Here is a 20541-nt window from a genome sequence, read left to right on the forward strand (position 1 = left end):
CCTTATGCCGGCTCGGCCGCCACCAGCCATGTCTCGATCGCATCTGCCACGCAGGATACCCAGCCGGGCTCGAGATGCAGATGATGCCCGCCCGGCAATACCCGGCGCACCAGCTGCGGCACGGCTTCCCGTGCCGCCCGGGCCATCTCGCGCTCGCCGAGGATGCCGCTCTCGCCCTCGATCAGCAAGACCGGCGCCTGGATCGCGCCCAGCAGCGCCAGTGCCTGCTCGGGGCTCAGCCGCACCGGCGAGGGCCATAGCAGCCTGCCATCGGTACGCAGGCGAACATGGCCATCGGGCTCCCGCACCAGATTGCGCTCGACGAGCGGCGTGGCCGTTGCGCTGTCGATTGGCGTCACGCCTCCTGCTACGCGCGCGGCAATGGCGGTCCTGCTATCAGGATAGCGCGGCGCCACCGAACGCGGGCGTCGGGCCGCACGCAACCCCTTGCGCAGCTGGGCGGCACTCTCGCCGACCGGGGTGGTCACGGCGCCCAGACCGTCGATCAACACCAGCCGTTCGACCCGCTCCGGCAGCGCCGCCGCGGTCAGGCAGGCCACCCCGGCTCCCATGGAGTGGGCCAGCAGCGGCACCCGCTCCAGGCCCAGTTCGTCGGTGGCGTCGAGCAGGTCGTGGCAGTAGTCCCACAGCGCATAGTCACCCTCGCGATGGGCCGAGTGGCCATGACCGGCGAAGTCCAGCGCCACAATGCGAATGCCGAGGCGCTCCACCAGCCGGGGCGCCAGCCGGCTGAAGCTGGCGGCGTTGTCCAGCCAGCCGTGCAATGCCAGCCAGGTCGGGGCGTCCTCCCTGCCCCAGACCAGCGCCGCCAGGCGCCCCCCGGCCAGGCTCCACTGCTGCGCCTCGCTCATGCCTCGCCCTCCAGCAACGCGTCGAGCATGCCCAGCAGGGCGCGGCGGGTCTCCTCGGGGTGCTCCATGGGAAACATGTGGGTGCCCGGTACCAGGGCCAGCGGAATGCCGTGGGCGGCCAGGCGCCGGCGGCGCCTGGGCGTGATCAGGTCGGAGTCACCCCCCACCAGGACCCCGAAGGGAATGCGCAACCGGCGCGGCAGGCGGGCCAGATGGTCGGGCAGGTTGCGGAAGATCTCGGTCTCGATGGCCGGGTCATAGATCAGTTCGGCGCTGCCATCGTCCTGCAGCCGGGTACCGCCCTCGACGTAGTCGTGCAGGGCATCCGGCGTAAAGCGCCGGAACAACCCCCGGCGGCGCAGGTGGTTGGCCATCGCCTCGCGGTCGGGCCAGGAGGCACGGCGGCCCCGGCTCTTGCCGGCAGGCGTCACCCGGTCGACGAAGCCGAAGCGCTTGGCCACCTTCATGCTCCAGGCATCGAGGCCCAACATCAGCGGCGGGTCGAGCATCACCACGCAGCGGAAGCGTTGCGGCGCACGCTCCGCGGCCATGGCCATCAGCACTCCGCCCATGGAGTGGCCGACACCGATGACGGGTCCGTCGGCATCGGGCACATGCTCGAGGAGTTCGTCGCGCAGCGCCAGCCAGTTGGCCCCCACCGGATAGTCTGGGTGATGTCCGAGGCGATCGACGGGATGGATGTCGAAGCGCTCACGCAGCGGGGCCAGCAAGCTGCGATAACTCATGCCCGGGAAGCCGTTGGCGTGGGCGAAGACCAGCCGCGGCAGCGTTGGGGGGTGACGTTCGTTCATGGCGGGGTCCAATGTCAGTCAGGCAAGCCGCTAGTGGCGATAGCAGGCTAACGGGTTTACTCTATCTCGCCAAGTCGACCTCCGGTTCATGCCGTCCGCTTCCTTGGAGTCCACCATGCCTCGCCCCACCCGGCCCCGGCGCGACACCCGCTTGCGCAATCGCCTGTTCTGGATCACCGTGGCCGCCGCCATCGTCTTCGGCCTGTGGCTGGTGCGTCGATGAGCCTGTTCGAGCTCTTCTTCGCCACCCTCGAAATCACCCTGCCGGTCTTCGCCATGGTCTTCCTGGGCCTGGGCCTCAAGCGCCTGGGCTGGATCGATCATGCCTTCGTGACGACCGCCTCGCAGCTGGTATTCCGCGGCACCATGCCGACCCTGATCTTCCTCAGCATCATCAGGGCCGACCTGAACGCCACGCTGAACCCGGGCATGCTCGCGTACTTCGCCCTGGCCACGCTGGCCAGCTTCCTGCTCAGTTGGGGCTGGGCCATCCTGCGCGTGCCCCATGCCGAGCGGGGCGTCTACGTCCAGGGCGCCTTTCGCGGCAATTGCGGCATCGTCGGGCTGGCACTGGCCGCCGGCATGTACGGCGACTACGGCCTCTCCGCCGGCGGGCTGCTGCTCGGCGTGGTGATCCTCACCTACAACGCCTTCTCGGTGATCGTGCTGGCCACCTACCAGGAGGGCCGACACACCGACTGGCGCAGCATCGCCAGCCACATCCTGCGCAACCCGCTGATCCTGGCGGTGGTGGCCGCCGTGCCGGTGGCCGCCCTGGAGCTGCGCCTGCCCGGCTGGCTGATGACCTCGGGCCAGTACTTCGCCTCGCTGACCCTGCCTTTGGCGCTGATCTGCATCGGCGCCACCCTGTCGCTGGGCTCGATTCGCTCCTCGGGCCGACTGGCAACCGGCGCCAGCCTGGTCAAGATGGTCAGCCTGCCGCTGGGTGCCACCCTGGGTGCCTGGCTGTGCGGCTTCGAGGGACGCGAGCTGGGCGTGCTGTTCCTGTTCTTCGCCAGCCCCACGGCAGCGGCCAGCTTCGTGATGGTCAAGGCGATGGGCGGCAACGCCGCGCTGGCGGCCAACATCATTGCCCTGACCACGCTGATGGCCAGCCTGACCATTACCGTCGGCGTGTTTGCCCTGAAAGTGGTCGGCTGGATCTAGGGCGCGACCCGGTTTTACACGTCGTCCTGTCTCAGCGGATATCGGCGGGTGCCGTGAAACGCACCAGCCTGGCGCAGCCCGCCGCCCAGACCTCGCTCTCGAGTTCGGCCACGGCGGCGGTGGGAAAGGCGAGCCCACGGTCGCCGCGCCCCTCCACCAGCAGCCCGGTGAGCAGCCCCACCAGCGGCATGTGGCTGACCAGCACGAGGGGAGCCTCGTCTGTGTTGGCAAGCAGCCATTCGATCACTGCGGTCGGCGCATCGTCGGGCGTGACGAACGGCAGCACTTCGGGCTCGACGCCCAGCGCACGCCCGACATGCCCCGCCGTCTGCCGGGCCCGTACGAAGGGGCTCACCAGCACTCGCGCCCCCGCCAGCGGCTGCCGACCGAACCAGCCGGCCATGCGCTCGGCCTCGACCTGGCCCTGCGCGCTCAGCTCCCGCTCGCTGTCGGGGCGCCCCGCGATCGCCTCGCCGTGGCGCATGATAAAAAGCCGTCCGGTCACGCCCCGCCCTCATTCGCCTCGACCCGGCGGTGGGCCTGCTGAACGGCCTCGCGCGGCAGCACGAACTCGACGTCGCTGCTCTGTTCCCCGCGCATCAGCATGCGCGCCATCTCACGCGCCGGCACACCTTCGAATAGCACCTGGTAGAGCCCCTCGGCCAGCGGCATGTAGACCCCGTCCGCGCGCGCCTTGTCGCGCACCAGGCGCACCGTGTTGACCCCCTCGGCGACCTGGCCCAGCGCCTCGACCGCCTCGTCGAGACCCTTGCCCTGGCCCAGGGCGTAGCCGACACGGTAGTTGCGCGACAGCTGCGACGAGCAGGTCACGATCAGGTCGCCCACCCCGGCCAGCCCGAGGAAGGTCATGGGATTGGCGCCCAGGCTGACGGCGAAGCGCCCCATCTCGGCCAGCGCCCGGGTCATAAGCATGCTGCGGGTGTTCTCGCCCATGCCCAGCGCCGCGGCCATGCCGGCGGCGATGGCGTAGATGTTCTTCAGCGCCCCACCCAGCTCGACGCCGTAGCGGTCGTTGCTGGCGTAGACGCGGAAATAGTCACAGCCCAGCGCCTGCTGCACGCGGGTGCGTGTCAGCGCATCATCGCTGGCCACCACGGTGGCGGTGAGCTGCTTCTGGGCGATCTCGGTGGCCAGGTTGGGCCCCGAGATCACGCCGATATGGCGGAAGCCCGTCTCCTCCTCGAGGATCTGGCTCATCAGCTTGAAGCCCTCCTCCTGGATCCCCTTGGTGGTACTGACCAGGATCTGGTCGGGGTGGAGCCAGGGCCGGGCCTGGCGCACCACGTCACGAAAGGCCTTGGAGGGGATCGCCACCAGCACCAGCTCGGCGCCGTCGAGCGCCGCCTGCATGTCGCTGCAAGCGCGCACCGCCGGGTTGATGGCATAGTCCGGCAGGTAGCGCGGGTTGCGGTGCTCGCGGTCGATCTGCGCCGCGAGCTCGGGGTCGCGCAGCCACTGGCACACCTTGGCCCCGTTGTCGGCGGCGATGCTCGCCAGCGCGGTGCCGAAGCTGCCGCCGCCCAGTACTGCCACCCGCATGGGATCGTCTGACATGTCTGCCCCGTGAATCGATCGATGAATCAGGAGAACCCGTCAAGAGTGTAACGAAGAATGCCCCCTTGCGGGGGCATGTCTCATCAAAGGAAGGCGGGCCGGGAGCCCGCGACGGCTCAATCGATCTGCGACAGCAGCGAGTCGATGCTGGACCGGGCGTCGCCGTAGAACATGCGCGTGTTCTCCTTGAAGAACAGCGGATTCTCGATGCCCGAGTAGCCGGTACCCTGGCCGCGCTTGCAGACGAACACCTGCTTGGCCTCCCACACCTTGAGCACCGGCATGCCAGCGATGGGGCTGTTGGGATCCTCTTGGGCGGCAGGATTGACGATATCGTTGGAGCCGATGACGATCACCACGTCGGTGCTGGCGAAGTCGTCGTTGATCTCGTCCATCTCGAGCACGATGTCGTACGGCACCCTCGCCTCGGCCAGCAGCACGTTCATATGGCCCGGCAGACGCCCGGCGACCGGGTGGATGCCGAAGCGAACCTCCTTGCCCGCCGAGCGCAGCTTGCGCACCAGCTCGCTCACCGCGTTCTGGGCCTGGGCCACGGCCATGCCGTAGCCCGGCACGATGATCACGCTGTCGGCGTCGTTGAGCGCGCTCGCCACCCCACCGGCATCAATCGCCACCTGCTCGCCCTCGATCTCGGCCGCCGGCCCCTGGCTACCGCCGAAGCCACCAAGGATGACGTTGACGAAGTTGCGGTTCATCGCCTTGCACATGATGTACGACAGGATGGCACCGGAGGAGCCCACCAGGGCGCCGGTGACGATCAGCAGATCGTTGGACAGCGTGAAGCCGATGGCCGCCGCGGCCCAGCCCGAGTAGCTATTGAGCATCGACACCACCACCGGCATGTCGGCGCCGCCGATGCCCATGATCAGGTGGTAGCCGATGAAGAAGGCCAGCGCGGCGATCAGCAGCAGCGTCCAGAAGCCGGCGCCGTTGAGGTAGAGGATCGCCAGCAGCAGTGACAGCGCGGCCGCACCGGCATTGAGCAGGTGCCCGCCGGGCAGTTGCCTCGGCTTGCCGTCCACCTTGCCGGCCAACTTGCCGAAGGCGATCACCGAACCGGTGAAGGTCACCGCACCGATGAACACGCCCAGCACCACCTCGATCTGCAGGAACATCAGCTCGTCCGGGGCCTTGGTCGCGACCAGGGCGGCGAAGGCCGAGAACTGCTCGGCGCCCGCATCGAGGGCCCGGGCCGCCAGCACGCGGCGCCGCTCGAGGTCGGCGCTCCAGGCCACGAACACCGCGGCCAGACCGACGAAGCTGTGCAGCGCCGCCACCAGCTGCGGCATCTCGGTCATCTCGACCTTCTTGGCCACGTAGGCGCCGGCCACCGCGCCGACAATGACCATCGGGATCATCAGCCAGTAGGCACCGATGCCCGGCCCGAAGGCGGTGAAGAAGACCGCCACGGCCATGCCGACGATGCCGTACCACACCGCCCGCTTGGCCTTCTCCTGGTTGCTCAGCCCTCCCAGGGAGAGGACGAACAGTACGCTTGCCGCAATCGCCGCGGCAGACACGAATCCTTGACTCAGCATGTGTAGTCTCCGCCGCTTACGATTTCTGGAACATGGCGAGCATCCGGCGTGTCACCAGGAAGCCGCCCACGATGTTGATGGTGGCGATCAGCACCGAGATGGCTGCCATCAGCACGACGAGCCAGTTACCCGAACCGATCTGCAGGATCGCCCCGAGGATGATGATCCCCGAAATAGCGTTGGTGACCGCCATCAGCGGCGTGTGCAGCGAGTGGCTGACGTTCCAGATCACCTGGAAACCGACGAAGCAGGCCAGCACGAAGACGATGAAGTGCTGCATGAAGGAGGCGGGCGCCACCTGGCCGAGCAGCAGCATCAACAGGCCGCCGGCCCCCAGCAGGGTCGCCTGGCGCTTGGTCTGGGCCTTGAACGCGGCGTGCTCGGCGGCGCGCCGCTCCTCGGGCGTGGGCTCCTTCTCCCTGGGCTTGGGCTTCGCCGCGGCGATCGCCTTCACCTTGGGCGGCGGCGGCGGGAAGGTGATCTCGCCCTGGTGCGTCACCGTGGCGCCACGGATGACGTCGTCCTCCATGTCGTGGACGATCGCGCCGTCCTTCTCCGGCGTGAGGTCGGTGAGCATGTGGCGGATATTGGTGGCGTAGAGCAGCGAGGCCTGCGTCGCCATGCGCGAGGGGAAGTCGGTGTAGCCGACCACCACCACGCCGTTGTCGGTGACGATGCGCTCGTCCGGCACGGTCAGGTCGCAGTTGCCGCCCTTCTCGGCCGCCAGGTCGACGATCACCGAGCCGGGCTTCATCGCCTTGACCATGTCCTCGAGCCACAGCTTGGGCGCCGGACGCCCCGGAATCAGGGCGGTGGTGATGACGATATCGACCTCGGGCGCCTGCTCGCGGAACAGCGCCAGCTGCTTCTCGCGGAATTCCGGGCTGGAAGGCGCGGCATAGCCGCCGGTGCCGGAGCCGTCCTGGTTCTCCTCGAAGTCGAGAAACAGGAACTCGGCGCCCATGGACTCGATCTGCTCGGCGACCTCGGGGCGCACGTCGAAGGCGCGTACCACCGCACCGAGGCTCGTCGCGGTGCCGATGGCGGCAAGCCCCGCCACGCCGGCACCGACGATGAGCACCTTGGCCGGCGGCACCTTGCCGGCGGCGGTGACCTGACCGGTGAAGAAGCGGCCGAACTGGTTGCCCGCCTCGATCACCGCCCGATAGCCGGCGATGTTGGCCATCGAGGAGAGTGCGTCCATCTTCTGCGCTCGCGAAATGCGCGGCACCATGTCCATGGCGACGACGGTCGCCCCCTGGGCCCGGCACTTCTCCAGCAGCGCCTCGTTCTGCGCCGGCCAAAAGAAGGCGATCAGGGTCTGGCCTTCGCGCAGGCGCTCGGCCTCCTCGTCGCTCGGCTCGCGCACCTTGATCACCACTTCAGCCTCGCGCCACAACGCCTCGGCGCTCTCCACCACCGTGACACCGGCGGCGCGATAGGCATCGTCGTCGAAGCCGGCGGCGATACCGGCCCCGGATTCGATCAGGCATTCGTGTCCAAGCTTCTTGATGAACTGCGCACTGTCAGGGGTCAGCGCGACACGCGCCTCTCCTTTGGCGAGCTCCTTGGGTGCACCAATCTTCACGTTGGATCTCCCTTATGGTTATAGAAAGGTCGAATAGGGCAAACGGTTATTCATACCTGACCCTACCGCAATGCACAACCGCTGCGAGGCCTTTCGATGGCACGTCAATGTAACACTATGCAGCTGAAATATCGGAAAAAAGCGAGCATGACGTTGACGTCAAGGAGAGCGACGCAGGCGCAAATGGACATGAACAAGCCGCCCGAAGGCGGCTTGAAAATGGGGGGTGGCACGCTGCCATGAAGCGACGGGCCTCGCGGTCGCGACGCCCATCGTACGACCTAGGCCGTCAACAGTGCATTGAGCCGCTTGACGTAGGCCGCCGGGTCGTCGAGATGCCCGCCCTCGGCGATGATCGCCTGGTCGAGCAGCACCTGGGCCAGGTCGTCGAAGCGCTCGCCCTCGGCTTCCTCAAGCCGCGCCACCAGCGCATGAGTCGGGTTGAGTTCGAGGATCGGCTTGACCTCCGGCATCTTCTGGCCGGCAGCCTCCATGATGCGGCGCATCTGGAAGCCCATCTCGTGCTCGGGCAATACCACGCAGGCCGGCGAGTCGATCAGGCGGTGGGTCACCTTGACCTCCTGCACCGCATCGCCCAGCGTTACCTTGACCCGCTTGACCAGCTCCTCCTTGGCCTTGGCGGTCTCCTCCTGGGCCTTCTTCTCCTCCTCGCCCTCGATCTCGCCGAGGTCGAGCTCACCCTTGGCCACGTCGACAAAGCGCTTGCCGTCGAATTCGTGCAGGTGGCTCATCAGCCACTCGTCGATGCGGTCGTGGAGCAGCAGCACCTCGATGCCCTTCTTGCGGAAGATCTCCAGGTGCGGGCTCGACTTCGCCGCGTTGAAGCCGTCGGCGACGATGTAGTAGATCTTCTCCTGGCCCTCCTTCATGCGCGATACGTAGTCGGCCAGCGACTGGTCCTGGGTGGCGCTGTCGGTGTGGGTGGTGGAGAAGCGCAGCAGCGCGGCGATCTTCTCGCGGTTGGCGAAGTCCTCGGCCGGGCCCTCCTTCAGCACGCTGCCGAAGGTGTTCCAGAAGGTCTGGTAGGCTTCCTGGTCCTTGGCCAGCTTCTTGAGCATGTCCAGCGCCCGCTTGGTCAGCGCGCCCTTGATCTTCTCGACCTTGGGGTCCTGCTGCAGCAGTTCGCGGGAGACGTTGAGCGATAGCTCGCGGGTATCGAGCACGCCCTTGATGAAGCGCAGGTAGAGCGGCAGGAACTGCTCGGCGTCGTCCATGATGAAGACGCGCTGGACGTAGAGCTTGACGCCGCGGGCGCCGTCGCGCTCATAGAGGTCGAAGGGCGCGCGCCCCGGCACGTAGAGCAGACTGGTGTACTCGAGCTTGCCCTCGACCTTGTTGTGGCTCCAGGCCAGCGGATCGCTGAAGTCATGGGCCACGTGCTTGTAGAAGGCCTTGTACTCGTCGTCCGAGATCTCGCTCTTGGGGCGAACCCACAGCGCGGTGGCCTCGTTGACGGTCTCCCAGGTGGTGACCTCGCTGCCCTCGATCTCGTTGCCCTCGTCGTCCTTGGCCGTCTCGACCTTGGGCATGCGCACCGGCACCTCGATATGGTCGGAGTACTTGCGCACCAGGCTACGCAGACGGAAGTCGTCGGCGAACTCCTTGGCCTCCTTCTTCAGGTGCAGGACGATCTCGGTGCCGTGCGCCTCGCGCTCGATGTCGGCGACGGTGAATTCACCTTCTCCCTTCGAGCGCCATTCGACGCCCTCGGCCTTGTCGCTGCCCGCCTTGCGGGTGCGCACCGTGACCTCGTCGGCAACGATGAAGCTGGAATAGAATCCCACGCCGAACTGGCCGATCAGCCGCGCGTCCTTCTGCTGCTCGCCGCTGAGCTGCTTGAGGAACTCCGCGGTGCCGCTGCGGGCGATGGTACCCAGGTTTTTGATCACCTCCTCGCGGTCCATGCCGATGCCGTTGTCGCGCACGGTAACGGTACGGCCCTTCTCGTCGTGCTCGATCTCGATGCGCAGCTCGCTGTCGCCCTCGTACAGCGCATCGTTGTCGAGCGCCGCGTAGCGCAGCTTGTCGCAGGCGTCGGCGGCGTTGGAAATCAGCTCGCGCAGGAAGATCTCCCGGTTGGAGTACAGGGAGTGGATCATCAGGTGCAGCAGCTGCTTCACCTCGGTCTGGAAGCCGAGGGTTTCCTCGTGAGCGGTCGTGGACATGGATCGGTTACCTCATGGCTTGAACCCACGGCGGCGCATGGCGCGCCGCCGTTTCTGAACTGTTCAGCGATATGGGGGCCGTGTCCGCGTTTTCAAGCGTCGCTCGGTTCCGGCACGCCCAGGACCAGATGCAGGCGCGCCGTGGCCACCGGCTGCGATTCCGACGCCTGCCAGGCGGTGACCTGGACGTTGGCCAGGCGCCGCCCTTCGCGCAGGAGACGGCAACGGGCGTGGGTGGGCACCACCCGAGCCGTGCGCAGGTAGTCGATGGAGAAGTCGACAATGCGCGGCAGCCGCGGCTCGCGCGCCGACAACATCAGGTCGAGGGTCCCGGCGGTTTCCATGAACGCCGCCACCACGCCACCGTGCAGCGCCGGCAGCAGAATGTTACCGACGTTGTGCTCGCGTGGTTCGAGGTGATAGATCAAGCCGTCGCCCTCGGCGTCGGATGTGACGCTGACGCCAATGTGACGGGCGTAGGGTAGCCGCTCGATCCAGGCGGCGACGTCGCCCCGGGCGCGGGTCCTGGCCAGCCAGGCCACGTCGTGAAAGCCTTCAGGCATGATCGGCCTCCCCGAACAACGCCTCGGCGAAGCCTTCCGGCGTATTGCGCTCGCCCAGGCGCACGAAGTTGCCGATCCCGCGCGCGATGGGCCGGTCCGGCACCTGCCACAGCGTGCCCTCGGTGAAGACCATGGCGCGGGTCACGCGCAGCACCCGGGCCTCGGCCCAGATCGGCATGCCCGCGACCGCCGGCCGGTAGTGATCGACGCGCAGATCGAGGGTCGGGCACACCTCCGGCGCCGGCAGCCCGCACAGCACCGCCGATCCGCACACGGTATCCAGCAGCATGGACAGCACCCCGCCGTGCACCAGGCCGCGCTCGGCATCGCCCAGCAGCGCGTCGCGCCAGGGCAAACGCATGCGTACCCGTGGCGGCGCGACCTCCTCCACCTCGAGGCCGAGTTCGCGCGTGTGCGGGATGACGTTGACGAAGCGGCCGAGGCCGGCTCGCCAGGCCTCGGGACTTCGGCCTGCTGCGGCAGGCCCACGGTACGGCGCTTGGCGTTCGTTCACCCTGCCCTCCAACAAGCGTTTGATCGATCTTGCAAGACTAGTCGGCGGACGCCGGTGAGACAAGTCCGAGACAGCCGAAAGCCTGCAGGAAAAACTTTGCTGAAGCGGCGCGAAAACGCCTTGACGGTCTACTCAAATCCGCTGCAATAGGCGAGGATACAGGAGTTCGCCAACGCCCTCCGGAGGCCATTTCCCATGCGCCATTCCCTATCGTTTCGCCGCGCGTCCGGTTGGCTCGCCGCGGCGGCCTTCAGTCTCTCCATCACCGCGCATGCCCAGCCCAGCGACAGCGCCATGCGCGCAGCCCTCGAAGCCGCCCGCAACCACCAGTGGACACAAATCGACGAGGCGGCCATACGCGGCCACGTGCTGGAGGGCTACGTGGAGTACCACCGCCTGCGCAGCCGCCTGCCCCAGGCCGAGCCGGGCCAGATCCTGGATTTCATCGAGCGCCACCAGGGTTCGCCCGTTGCCGACTGGATGCGCGGCCAGGCGATCAGCCGCTACGGCGCCGCCGGGCGCTACGGCAGCCTGCTGGCCGTGGCCGACGGCGTGCCCAGCGGCACCGAGCGCCAGTGCCACTACTACACGGCCCTGCTCGGCAGCGACCCGCAGGCGGCGGCCGAGGGCGGCCGCGAACTCTGGCACGTGGGCCGCTCGCAACCCTCGGCCTGCGACACCCTGTTCGACCACCTGCGCGACAGCGGTGAGATCAGCGAGTTCGATATCTGGGAGCGCATGATGCTGGCCTGGGAGCAGGGCGAGACCGGGCTGGTCAGCTACCTGGGGCGGCAGCTCGGCAGCCGCTGGCAGGAGGGGCGCGACGCCGTGGAGCGGCTGCAGCGAAGCTACGCCGACATCACCCGGGTGCCTACCTGTATCGGCCCCGAATGCCGCGGCAGCGGACCGCTCTTCGCCGCCGCCATGCATGGCTTCACCCGTGCCGATACCGAAGCCGCCATGGAGGCCTGGCGCAAGATTGCGTCCCACCTGCCGATCGAGGAGACACACCGCCATGCCATCGAGGAGGACCTTGCCTTCTATTCGCTGGTGCGCGGTATCGAACACAACCTGGGCTGGGTTGACGACGCCCTGCCACGGATCGGCACCACCCGCGTGCTGGAACTGCGCATTCGTCACGCCCTGGCCCAGCGCGACTGGGCCGATGCGCTGGACTGGCTCGAGAGGCTTCCCGACGACAGCCGCGAGGACAGCCGCTGGCAGTACTGGAAGGCGCGCGCGCATGAGCAACTGGGGGACGCGGAGCGGGCCGAGGTGGCCTATGCACGCGCCGCCCGTGAACGCGACTTCTTCGGCTTTGCCGCCGCCGATCGCATCGGCCGCCCCTACTCCCTGAACCTCGAGCGCAGTACCTTCAATGCCGATTTCCGCGACCAGGTGGACCAGTGGCCGACGGTACAGCGCACCGAGGCGCTGCTGCGGATCGGCGAGGAGGGGCTGGCCAACAGCGAATGGCTGCATGCCGCGGCCAATGCCACGCCGCGTGAGGTGCGGGCGCTGGCCGACTATGCCGCACGACGTGGCTGGCACGCGCGACTGGTCCAGACCACCATTGCCGCCCAGCTCTGGGATGCATTGGATTGGCGTTTTCCCGAGGCCTACCGCGAGCATTTCCTGCACTGGGGCCAGCAGACCGGCGTCGACCCCTACCTGCTGATGGGCATCGCCCGCCGCGAGAGCGCCTACAACCCGGAGGCGCTCTCGCCGGCCGGCGCCCGCGGCCTGATGCAGCTCATGCCGGGCACCGCCTCCCTGCTCAGCCGGCAGCTCGGCATCAGCGACCCGGGCCCCTATGGCGTGCTGGACCCGGAGCTCAACATTCGCCTGGGCAGCACCTACATTCGCGACATGACCGACCGCTACCGCGGCAACCGCCTCGCCGCGGCGGCGGCCTACAACGCCGGCCCCGGCCGAGTCGACCGCTGGCTGCGCGACGCTCCGGAGGAGTTCGACCTGTTCGTCGAGTCGATTCCCTTCCGCGAAACCCGCGACTACGTCCAGGCGGTGCTCTCCTACCGGGTCATCTTCGAGAGCCTGGCCAACGGCGGCAGCAGCGAGGGCGTGTCGATGCTCACCCGGGCGGAGAAGACGGTGCGCTACGACGCCTCGATGCTCGCCAGGAACTGACGTTCACCTTCCGCTCAGGCAGGCTGGCGTTCCAGCGCCAGCCTGACGCCGAACAGGATCAGCACCGCGCCGGTCGCCCCGTTCAATGCACGCGCGAAGAGCCGGCTGCCGAGCCAGCGCCCGGCACTGCCCACCATGAGCACGATGGCGATCTGCCACAGATTGGCAATCACAAAGTGCACCCCGGCAAGCCACAACGACTTGAGCAGCGCCGGGTCTGACGGGGCGATAAACTGCGGCAGGAAGGCCATATAGAAGACCACTGTCTTGGGGTTGAGCACGTTCGAGAGCAGCCCTTCGCGCAGCGGGCGCCATACCGGCACGGGCTGCCGTTCGCCCTGCACCGCCCCCAGCGGCAACCCCCTGCCGCGCCAAGCGGCCATCAGACCGTTGATGCCCAGCCAGATCAGGTAGGCCGCCCCCGCCAGCTTGAGCGCGCTGAAGGCCCAGGCCGACTGGAGCAGGATCAGCGAGATGCCCAGCGCCGAGATCGTGGCGTGGACGAACAGGCCACAGCAGATCGCCAGGCTGGTGAGCACTCCATCGCGCACCCCGCCGCGGGCGGTATTGCGGATGACCAGCAGGGTATCGACTCCCGGGCTCATCGACAGCAGGGTGATGGCGATCAGGAAGGGCCAGAATTGGGCGTCCAGCATGACAGGGCTCCGGTTCGGCAATGACGTGAACGACGGGGCTGGCGTCGCAAGTGGCTGATGACGCCAGGGTTGGTTGTACTCGTATGCAGTATTACCAATTTAAGGTAGCGGATTCGCTGGACGCTCGGATTTTTTCTAACTACAGTGGATTGAGCGGCGGCACGGGAGAAGCGTGCTTTCGCGGCGTTGGCCTGCAAGTGGAAAGTCGTCCCGTCGTATGTCGAGCCTATCGATGCACCCGAAGCGCACTTTTCGCCTTTGCCCACGCAGTTTGGGTCCGGTTTCGCCGGTGCCCAGCAAGATCAATCTGTAAGTAAGGAAAATCGACAATGGCAACTGGCACTGTCAAGTGGTTCAACGATACCAAGGGCTACGGCTTCATCTCTCCGGACGACGGCGGTGATGACCTGTTCGCGCATTTCTCCGAGATTCAGGCTGAAGGCTTCAAGACCCTGCAGGACGGTCAGAAGGTGACCTTCGACGTGACCCAGGGCAAGAAAGGCCTTCAGGCCTCCAACATTCGGGTTTCCAACTGAGGCATCCCCTCCGTTGACCCGCGCCGGTCTTCGCAAGACGGCCCGGCGAATCGACGAAAGGCCCGCTCGACAGAGCGGGCCTTTTTCGTGCTTTCCATCGCACCGGCCAGCCGGTACGGCTCAGGTCTCGGGGGAAGGTTCGGCCTGAGACCGGCTATCGGGCCGGGACTCCGCCTCGGCCTCGGCCTCGGAAGCTGACGCAGCCTCGCCGCTCGACTCGGCTTGCGGCTCAGGTTCGATCTTCGGGAGGTCTCTGGCCGGCTCGCTCTGCTCCGCCTCTTCGAACTGCCTGTCGAGCTCACGCTGCGCCTCCTCGAAGCGGCGCTCGGTCTCTTCGAGCCAGGCGTCGACGTCTGACTGCGAGACCTCGCCGGTTCGCTCCGCCTCGCGCTCGATGGCCGAAGCGGCCTCGCTCTCCTCGCCCTCCATCGGCTCGAGTGTCGGCTCGAAATCGGTGCCGCCCTCCATGGGCTCCAGGCCGGGCTCCCTGCGCTCCACCTCCTCGAACTGCTGCTCGATCTTGCGCTGCGCCTCCTCGAAGCGACGCTCGGTATCCTCGATGATCGCGTCCACGTCGGAACGGGTCGGCTCCCCCGGGAGCGCACCGCCCTCGTCCAGCGTCTCGGCGGGAGATTCGCCCAGCGTCTCGCCTTCGGCATCGATCTCCTCGTCCGCCCCGGCTGACGTCTCTTCGTCCGCACCGGCTGACGTCTCCTCATCCGATTCGGCAGGCGCCGGCTCGCTCCCGGTCTCTCCCTCCTCCTGCGCGGGGGGCGGGGTCGACGGCTCCTCTTCCGTGGCCTCGGGTGCAGGCTCGCCGTTCTGGGCTGGAGCGGCCGCCTCGTCGCCGTCGTCGCCACAGCCACCCAGCAGCAGGGCAAGGGTCAAGGCGGCGACCGGAATCCAGGGTGTCTTGGCCATCGGTTTTCTCCCATCCATATGAGACCCGCAAAGGGGGCTATTCCAGCAGAGCCCGGCGAACGCTGCAAGCCGCTAGCGAGCGGGCCACCCTACTGCTTGGACAGTGACAAGACAAAACGATCCGCTCTCGTCTCAGCCCAGGCCGGCCATGGGCAGCGGGCAGTCGAGCGACCAGGCCACGGCGCGCAGCAGTTCGGCCTCCTCGGCGTGGATACGTCCATCCTGCGCAACGCACTGGACCATGGCGTCGAGCAGCCTGAGCCGATCGTCATCGCTCAGCTGGCGGCAACGATCCAGGGCCCAGTCGAGTTCCTGCGGGGTTGCGGGCCGGGGCTCAAAGGTGAGGCCCAGGCCCAGCGCATCGGCCGCCTGGCGGAACGCTTCCACTGCCTGCGCCTCGCCTTGGCTGCCTGCCTGCGCCAGGCTCGACAGCAGGCGGGCCAGTGGCGCTTCGATCCGCTCCAGGGGCAGCCGGCGCCCGCGTCGAGGCGCTCCCCCCTCACTGCCGGCGACGATCAAGCGATGCAGCGCCCACTGCAGCGCACCGGGCTCGTCCTCGGCCGCCATCAGGCGTTCGAGGCAGTCACGAAAGCGGGCATGCTGTGCGACCGACAGCTGCCGCAGCAGGGGCAGGCAAAGCTCGATCAGCGGCAGCCGCGGGCCCGGCCTTATCCCGGCAAGCGACGGCTCGAGCCGCGTCAGTTCCGCCAGCACGCCAGGCAGCGCGGCTTCATCCAGGACCCGGCGCTGACGGTTCCGGCTGGCCGGGTGTGCCCCCATGAGGACACCATAGATCACGGCGCGGGCCGCATAGGGATCGTGCGCGGCCTCGAGCAGCACCGGGGCGATGCCCGCCAGCGCCCCGCGAGCCTGCTGCAGGTCCTGTTCACGCGGCTGGCCGACTCGCTGCATCAGCGCTGCCGGCCCCAGCACAGCACCTTCCCAGGCTTCCGTCTCGGTCGGTCGCGCCTGGGTCGGCTCCGCACTGGCGTCGGTCGTGCCAGCCGGCTCACGCTCGACGCTCGGCTCAGGCAGCTTCCCGTCCCACCCGGGCTCGAGGCGGCGGATGCGGGTGGACAAGGGCGGGTGCGTGGCGGTCAGGCCGCGCAACCCCGGCAGCCCGCGGCTGAAGTAGAAATGGCTGAACTCCTCGGCACGACTGGCACGCAGCTCGGAGCCATGGGCGTGCGCGGCCACGCGCTTCAGCGCATCGGCCAGGCCGGCGGGGTTGCGGGTGTACTGCACCGCGCTGGCATCGGCCAGGAATTCGCGCTGGCGGCTCACCGCCGCCTTGATCAGGTTGCCGCACAGGGTGCCGACGAAGCCCACCAGCATCAGCGCCAGCCCGGCACCGAGCAGCACCGCGTGGCCGCTGCCGCGGCGCGAGCTCCGGACCACGCGCCGGGCAGCCATGCCCCGCAGCAGCAGGCGACCGACGAGGCCGATCACCAGGATGCCGTAAAGCAGCGCGACGAGGCGCAGGTTGAGGCGCATGTCGCCATGCAGGACATGGCTGAACTCGTGGGCGACTACCCCCTGCAGCTCATCCCGCGAGAGGCAACGAATGGCGCCACGTGTCACGCCGATCACGGCGTCCTGCGGCGTATGGCCGGCGGCGAAGGCATTGATGCCGGGCTCGTCGAGCAGGTAGACCGCCGGCACCGGCAGCCCCGAGGCGATGGCCATCTCCTCCACCACGTTGAGCAGCCGGCGCTCGTCGGCATCGTGCGTAGCGGCATTGATGATGCGACCACCCAGCGCCTCGGCCACCGCCGCCCCACCGGAGCGCAGCTGCAGGTGTCGCGCCAGGCTCCCCGCAGCGACCACCAGCAGCACGCCCAGGGCGACCGCGCCCAGCAGCCGCGGGTCGAGCGCACGGGCCAACGGCTCTGCCCCGGGCGGGCCGCCGTCGAGCAGCAGCATGGCCAGCGCAATCACCGCAACGGCGGCTACGATCATGCCCAGCACGGCGACGACGAGCAGCACGACCAGCCAGGCCGTCAGGCGTTTCGCGCGCGCCTGGGCGCCGAAGAAATCCATCGCCGTGTTCCGTCAGAACCGCACGCTGGGGGCGGCCTGGATCTCGGCGCTGTCGTCGAACTCCAGCAGCGCCGCGTCATCGCGATGCCCCAGCGGCCCCGCCAGCAGCACCGGCGGAAAGCTCTGCTTGTAGGTGTTGTACTGCATGACCGCGTCGTTGAAGGCCTGGCGGGCGAAGGCGACGCGGTTCTCGGTGCTGGTGAGGGTCTCGGAGAGCTGGCGCATGTTGTCGGAGGCCTTCAGGTCCGGGTAGGCCTCCATCACCACGTTGAGCCGCCCCAGGGCGGCACCGAGCGCCCCCTCGGCGCCGGCCAGCTCGGCCATGGCACTGGGTTCGCCCGGCCGCGCGGCGGCCGACTGCAGGCCGGCCAGGGCGGCATTGCGCGCCTCGGTCACGGCGGTCAGGGTGTCGCGCTCATGAGCCATGTAGGCCTTGGCGGTCTCGACCAGGTTGGGAATCAGGTCGTAGCGGCGCTTGAGCTGCACCTCGATCTGGGCAAAGGCATTCTGGTAGCGGTTCTTCAGCGCCACCAGCCGGTTGTAGATGCTGACGCCGTAGATCACCAGCAGGGCCAGCACCACCAGTACGACGATCACTGTCACGCTCATTGCTCTCTCCCGTGTGCCGCCAGCGACCCGCTTGATGTGAGTCAATGCCCGAGCCTGCATTAGCGTCTGCTCAATGTCATATACCGATGGTATAGTGTGGCGGCCGAGCGGGCCAGCCACTCATGCCTGCGCTCGCAGCGTCACGTCTCGCCCAACCGATCATTGCCAGGGAGTCGGTCTTGGTAGCGCAACTCAAGGATTTCCTCCACGCACTGGTCCATGCCCTGCGCAACCTGCTGCCCATCATCGTGGTGGTGGTAGCCTTCCAGGCGCTGTTGCTGCGCGAGTGGCCGGAGGGCGGGCTGAGCATGGCGGCGGGCCTGCTGGTGGTCGCCGTTGGCGTCGCCCTGTTCCTGCAGGGACTCGAATTGAGCATTTTTCCGGTGGGCAAGCGGCTCGCCAACCAGTTTACCCGCCGTGGTTCCATGCCGCTGCTGATGCTGTTCGGTTTCGCCATGGGTTTTTCAGCCGTCGTGGCGGAACCGGCACTGATTGCCGTGGCCGAACAGGCCGCCACGATCAGCCAGGGGCGTATCGACGCCCTCACCCTGCGCCTGATCGTGGCGAGCTCGGTGGGTCTGGTGATGGCACTGGGCGTGTTTCGCGTGATCCTCGGCCACCCCCTTCACTGGTACATGATCGCCGGCTACGCACTGGTGGTTCTCGTCACCTTCTTCGCCCCCGCGGAGATCGTCGGGCTGGCCTACGATTCCGGCGGCGTCACCACCAACATCGTTACCGTGCCGCTGATCGCAGCGCTGGGGATCGGTCTTGCCTCCTCGATCCGCGGGCGCAACCCACTGATCGACGGTTTCGGCCTGGTGGCACTGGCGGTGATGGTGCCAATGATCAGCGTTCAGCTCTACGGCATCCTGGTCTATGCCGAGCCCGACGCGTTCGAGGCAGGCGCGGAGTTGCTGCTTGCCGGGAAAGACGTCTCCCCGCCGTCCGGCCCGCTGACGATCCTCCTCGATCTGTTCGCCATGCTACGCGACGTGCTGCCGATCATCCTGGTCGTGCTGTTCTTCCAGTACGCCGTGCTGCGCCATCCCCTGGCCAATCCGCTCAAGGTCGGTGTGGGTTTCGTGTTGGTGATCGTCGGTCTCTACGCTTTCGTGGTGGGGCTCAAGCTCGGCCTGTTTCCGATCGGGCAGCGCATGGCCGAGCAGCTGATCGGCTTCGACACCTGGCTGTGGGTCTACCTGTTCGCCTTCTGTATCGGCTTTGCCACTACCATGGCCGAACCGGCACTGATCGCCATCGGCCAGCAGGCCGAGGAAGCGGCTGCCGGCAAGATTCAGGGCAACGTCATTCGCCTGCTGGTAGCACTGGGTGTGGCCATCGGCATCACTATCGGGGTACATCGCATCATCAGCGGCGACTCGATCCACCACTACATTACCGGCGGTTATCTTCTGGTCATTCTGCTGACCGCCCTGGCGCCCCGCTACATCGTAGCCCTGGCCTTCGACTTGGGCGGCGTAACGACATCCGAGGTGACGGTGCCGCTGGTTACCGCGCTGGGGATCGGCCTGGCCAGCCAGATCGAGGGGCGTAACGTCCTGATCGACGGCTTCGGACTGATCGCCTTCGCCTCGATCTTTCCTATCGTGACCGTAATGGGCTATGCCATTCTGATGGAAAAACTAGCGCAGCCGGGAGGCAGGACGACATGAAGTTTTCGCTATTGGTTGCCATCGTGCCGGAGGATCTCGAGCAGGAGTGCATCGATGCCGCCACCGAAGCTGGCGCGGTCGGCATGACGTTGATGTCCGGCCGCGGGATCGGCGGTGAACGCAAGAAAACGTTCTTCGGGCTGACTTACGAGGGCAGCCAGAGCATCATGCTGCTGACGCTGGAGAAAAGTCTCTCGCTGAGAGTGTTGAAGACCATTCGCCAGGTACTCAACCCGACCGGCGAGGACTCCCGCGGTCTGGTCATGACGCTGCCGGTAGAACACCTCGGCGGTATCGACATGGCGCAGGTCAAGCGCTTCGAAGAACGCCTCAGGCAAGATGTCTGAACGAATGGTTTAACGGAGAGAACAAGATGCTGGTCAAGGACATCATGAACCGCGATGTGGTGACGGTATCCCCCTTCGCCACCTTGCGCGATGCGCTGAGCCTGATGAAGCGCCACAACCTCAAGAGTCTGGTGGTGGAGCAACAGGATCCCCACGATGCCTGGGGATTGATCACCTATACCAACATCCTCAAGACCATCGTCGCCGAGAATGGCGACATCGACCTGATCAACGTCTACGACGTCTGCGCCAAACCCGCCATCGGTGTCGGCGAGTCGCTCGACGTGCGCCATGTCGCCAGCTTGATGACCGACAGCGTGGTCAAGCGAGTGCTGGTACTCGACGACAACAAGTTGCTGGGCCTAGTCACCATGGATGATATCGTAGGCACCGTGCTCGACATGATCGAGTAGGCCGACCGGACCCTGATATGCAAGATTTCTTTTCCTGGCTGGGCAAGACCCTGGGCGAGATCATTCGCTTCGTGGTCGACCTGCTGCTCGTCTTCTTCCAGAACCTGGGCGCCTCCGCCCGCGGCTTCTTCGACGGCCTGGCGACGTCGCTGGGCATTCCCCCCACCCTGATCAGTCTGGCGGTGCTGCTGCTCGGCCTGTGGCTGCTCTATCTGGCGCTGCGCGCCCTGCTGCGCCGGCGCATCTTCGCCACGCTGATCTGGGCGGTGCTGGGGGTGACGGTGTTGAGCTGGCTCATCTATTAAGCCCAGCCAAAAAAGTGCCGCCCCAGGGGCGGCACTTTTTTGTTATCAGGAAAT

General features: G+C 67.1%; 20 protein-coding genes. 7 read left to right on the top strand and 13 right to left on the bottom strand.

Annotated features, from left to right (window positions below):
- Positions 1-2: 2 nt before the first annotated feature.
- Together I4484_RS14650 and I4484_RS14655 are read right to left on the bottom strand one after the other, a co-directional pair.
- On the bottom strand, positions 3-872 hold the full coding sequence (locus tag I4484_RS14650) for an alpha/beta fold hydrolase (RefSeq protein ID WP_197447985.1): 870 nt from the start codon (positions 870-872) through the stop codon (positions 3-5).
- A complete protein-coding gene (locus tag I4484_RS14655) occupies positions 869-1684 on the bottom strand; it encodes an alpha/beta fold hydrolase (protein WP_197447986.1) in 816 nt (271 codons plus the stop codon). Before I4484_RS14655 ends, I4484_RS14650 begins: the two co-directional genes overlap by 4 nt.
- Before the next feature lie 219 nt (positions 1685-1903).
- Between I4484_RS14655 and I4484_RS14660 the strand changes: the two genes are divergently transcribed.
- A complete protein-coding gene (locus tag I4484_RS14660) occupies positions 1904-2851 on the top strand; it encodes an AEC family transporter (RefSeq protein ID WP_197447987.1) in 948 nt (315 codons plus the stop codon).
- A 31-nt stretch (positions 2852-2882) separates the two neighbouring features.
- Here I4484_RS14660 and sixA read toward each other — a convergent pair whose 3' ends face one another.
- The 7 genes from sixA to I4484_RS14695 all read right to left on the bottom strand — a co-directional run bounded on the left by sixA (position 2883) and on the right by I4484_RS14695 (position 10836).
- The gene (gene sixA, locus I4484_RS14665) at positions 2883-3356 is read right to left on the bottom strand and encodes a phosphohistidine phosphatase SixA (RefSeq protein ID WP_234283741.1); all 474 of its coding nucleotides are present in this window, start codon (positions 3354-3356) and stop codon (positions 2883-2885) included.
- Positions 3353-4426, bottom strand: coding sequence for an NAD(P)H-dependent glycerol-3-phosphate dehydrogenase (locus tag I4484_RS14670; RefSeq protein ID WP_197447988.1), 1074 nt, complete (start codon positions 4424-4426; stop codon positions 3353-3355). Before I4484_RS14670 ends, sixA begins: the two co-directional genes overlap by 4 nt.
- Before the next feature lie 116 nt (positions 4427-4542).
- Positions 4543-5985: an NAD(P)(+) transhydrogenase (Re/Si-specific) subunit beta gene (locus I4484_RS14675; protein ID WP_197447989.1), complete on the bottom strand. Its 1443-nt coding sequence runs from the start codon at positions 5983-5985 to the stop codon at positions 4543-4545.
- 16 nt (positions 5986-6001) lie between these two features.
- A complete protein-coding gene (locus I4484_RS14680; protein WP_197447990.1) occupies positions 6002-7573 on the bottom strand; it encodes a Re/Si-specific NAD(P)(+) transhydrogenase subunit alpha in 1572 nt (523 codons plus the stop codon).
- Positions 7574-7854: 281 nt separating this feature from the next.
- Positions 7855-9759: a molecular chaperone HtpG gene (htpG, locus tag I4484_RS14685; RefSeq protein ID WP_197447991.1), complete on the bottom strand. Its 1905-nt coding sequence runs from the start codon at positions 9757-9759 to the stop codon at positions 7855-7857.
- Positions 9760-9851: 92 nt separating this feature from the next.
- Positions 9852-10322, bottom strand: a complete 471-nt coding sequence (locus tag I4484_RS14690; protein ID WP_197447992.1) for a PaaI family thioesterase — start codon at positions 10320-10322, stop codon at positions 9852-9854.
- Positions 10315-10836: a PaaI family thioesterase gene (locus I4484_RS14695; protein WP_197447993.1), complete on the bottom strand. Its 522-nt coding sequence runs from the start codon at positions 10834-10836 to the stop codon at positions 10315-10317. Before I4484_RS14695 ends, I4484_RS14690 begins: the two co-directional genes overlap by 8 nt.
- A gap of 195 nt (positions 10837-11031) precedes the next feature.
- Here I4484_RS14695 and I4484_RS14700 point away from each other — a divergent pair, with 195 nt between their 5' ends.
- On the top strand, positions 11032-12984 hold the full coding sequence (locus I4484_RS14700) for a transglycosylase SLT domain-containing protein (protein ID WP_197447994.1): 1953 nt from the start codon (positions 11032-11034) through the stop codon (positions 12982-12984).
- Positions 12985-12998: 14 nt separating this feature from the next.
- Here the strand turns inward: I4484_RS14700 and I4484_RS14705 are convergent, their stop codons facing one another.
- Positions 12999-13640 (bottom strand): LysE family translocator, encoded by a 642-nt coding sequence (locus I4484_RS14705; protein WP_197447995.1) that lies wholly within the window; start codon positions 13638-13640, stop codon positions 12999-13001.
- 329 nt (positions 13641-13969) lie between these two features.
- Here I4484_RS14705 and I4484_RS14710 point away from each other — a divergent pair, with 329 nt between their 5' ends.
- A complete protein-coding gene (locus I4484_RS14710) occupies positions 13970-14176 on the top strand; it encodes a cold-shock protein (RefSeq protein ID WP_111413787.1) in 207 nt (68 codons plus the stop codon).
- A gap of 120 nt (positions 14177-14296) precedes the next feature.
- Here the strand turns inward: I4484_RS14710 and I4484_RS14715 are convergent, their stop codons facing one another.
- The 3 genes from I4484_RS14715 to I4484_RS14725 form a co-directional block, all read right to left on the bottom strand.
- Positions 14297-15097, bottom strand: coding sequence for a hypothetical protein (locus tag I4484_RS14715; RefSeq protein ID WP_197447996.1), 801 nt, complete (start codon positions 15095-15097; stop codon positions 14297-14299).
- A gap of 132 nt (positions 15098-15229) precedes the next feature.
- Positions 15230-17137 (bottom strand): M48 family metallopeptidase, encoded by a 1908-nt coding sequence (locus I4484_RS14720; protein WP_197447997.1) that lies wholly within the window; start codon positions 17135-17137, stop codon positions 15230-15232.
- 12 nt (positions 17138-17149) lie between these two features.
- A complete protein-coding gene (locus I4484_RS14725) occupies positions 17150-17746 on the bottom strand; it encodes a LemA family protein (protein WP_197447998.1) in 597 nt (198 codons plus the stop codon).
- Between the two features lie 179 nt (positions 17747-17925).
- Here I4484_RS14725 and I4484_RS21080 point away from each other — a divergent pair, with 179 nt between their 5' ends.
- From I4484_RS21080 to I4484_RS14750, 4 genes are read left to right on the top strand one after another with little or no spacing between them, the layout of a single operon-like run.
- Positions 17926-19422, top strand: coding sequence for a DUF1538 domain-containing protein (locus I4484_RS21080; protein ID WP_330932872.1), 1497 nt, complete (start codon positions 17926-17928; stop codon positions 19420-19422).
- Positions 19419-19769 (top strand): transcriptional regulator, encoded by a 351-nt coding sequence (locus tag I4484_RS14740; RefSeq protein ID WP_111413792.1) that lies wholly within the window; start codon positions 19419-19421, stop codon positions 19767-19769. Before I4484_RS21080 ends, I4484_RS14740 begins: the two co-directional genes overlap by 4 nt.
- Before the next feature lie 26 nt (positions 19770-19795).
- Entirely contained in the window at positions 19796-20182 is a 387-nt protein-coding gene (locus tag I4484_RS14745) for a CBS domain-containing protein (protein WP_010627336.1), read from the top strand.
- A gap of 17 nt (positions 20183-20199) precedes the next feature.
- Positions 20200-20487, top strand: a complete 288-nt coding sequence (locus I4484_RS14750; protein ID WP_197447999.1) for a hypothetical protein — start codon at positions 20200-20202, stop codon at positions 20485-20487.
- The last annotated feature ends 54 nt before the right edge of the window (positions 20488-20541 follow it).

This window comes from Halomonas sp. SS10-MC5, from assembly GCF_015992245.1.
In the GTDB taxonomy this organism is placed as follows: domain Bacteria; phylum Pseudomonadota; class Gammaproteobacteria; order Pseudomonadales; family Halomonadaceae; genus Halomonas; species Halomonas sulfidoxydans.

Excerpts from the sequence above, each read along its gene's own strand:
- htpG (WP_197447991.1), bottom strand. The coding sequence starts at position 9,759 with ATGTCCACGACCGCTCACGAGGAAACCCTCGGCTTCCAGACCGAGGTG.
- I4484_RS14650 (WP_197447985.1), bottom strand. The coding sequence starts at position 872 with ATGAGCGAGGCGCAGCAGTGGAGCCTGGCCGGGGGGCGCCTGGCGGCG.
- I4484_RS14660 (WP_197447987.1), top strand. The coding sequence starts at position 1,904 with ATGAGCCTGTTCGAGCTCTTCTTCGCCACCCTCGAAATCACCCTGCCG.
- I4484_RS14750 (WP_197447999.1), top strand. The coding sequence starts at position 20,200 with ATGCAAGATTTCTTTTCCTGGCTGGGCAAGACCCTGGGCGAGATCATT.
- I4484_RS14740 (WP_111413792.1), top strand. The coding sequence starts at position 19,419 with ATGAAGTTTTCGCTATTGGTTGCCATCGTGCCGGAGGATCTCGAGCAG.
- I4484_RS14655 (WP_197447986.1), bottom strand. The coding sequence starts at position 1,684 with ATGAACGAACGTCACCCCCCAACGCTGCCGCGGCTGGTCTTCGCCCAC.
- I4484_RS14745 (WP_010627336.1), top strand. The coding sequence starts at position 19,796 with ATGCTGGTCAAGGACATCATGAACCGCGATGTGGTGACGGTATCCCCC.
- I4484_RS14675 (WP_197447989.1), bottom strand. The coding sequence starts at position 5,985 with ATGCTGAGTCAAGGATTCGTGTCTGCCGCGGCGATTGCGGCAAGCGTA.
- I4484_RS14700 (WP_197447994.1), top strand. The coding sequence starts at position 11,032 with ATGCGCCATTCCCTATCGTTTCGCCGCGCGTCCGGTTGGCTCGCCGCG.
- I4484_RS14725 (WP_197447998.1), bottom strand. The coding sequence starts at position 17,746 with ATGAGCGTGACAGTGATCGTCGTACTGGTGGTGCTGGCCCTGCTGGTG.
- I4484_RS14670 (WP_197447988.1), bottom strand. The coding sequence starts at position 4,426 with ATGTCAGACGATCCCATGCGGGTGGCAGTACTGGGCGGCGGCAGCTTC.
- I4484_RS14720 (WP_197447997.1), bottom strand. The coding sequence starts at position 17,137 with ATGGATTTCTTCGGCGCCCAGGCGCGCGCGAAACGCCTGACGGCCTGG.
- I4484_RS14705 (WP_197447995.1), bottom strand. The coding sequence starts at position 13,640 with ATGCTGGACGCCCAATTCTGGCCCTTCCTGATCGCCATCACCCTGCTG.
- I4484_RS14715 (WP_197447996.1), bottom strand. The coding sequence starts at position 15,097 with ATGGCCAAGACACCCTGGATTCCGGTCGCCGCCTTGACCCTTGCCCTG.
- I4484_RS14710 (WP_111413787.1), top strand. The coding sequence starts at position 13,970 with ATGGCAACTGGCACTGTCAAGTGGTTCAACGATACCAAGGGCTACGGC.
- I4484_RS14690 (WP_197447992.1), bottom strand. The coding sequence starts at position 10,322 with ATGCCTGAAGGCTTTCACGACGTGGCCTGGCTGGCCAGGACCCGCGCC.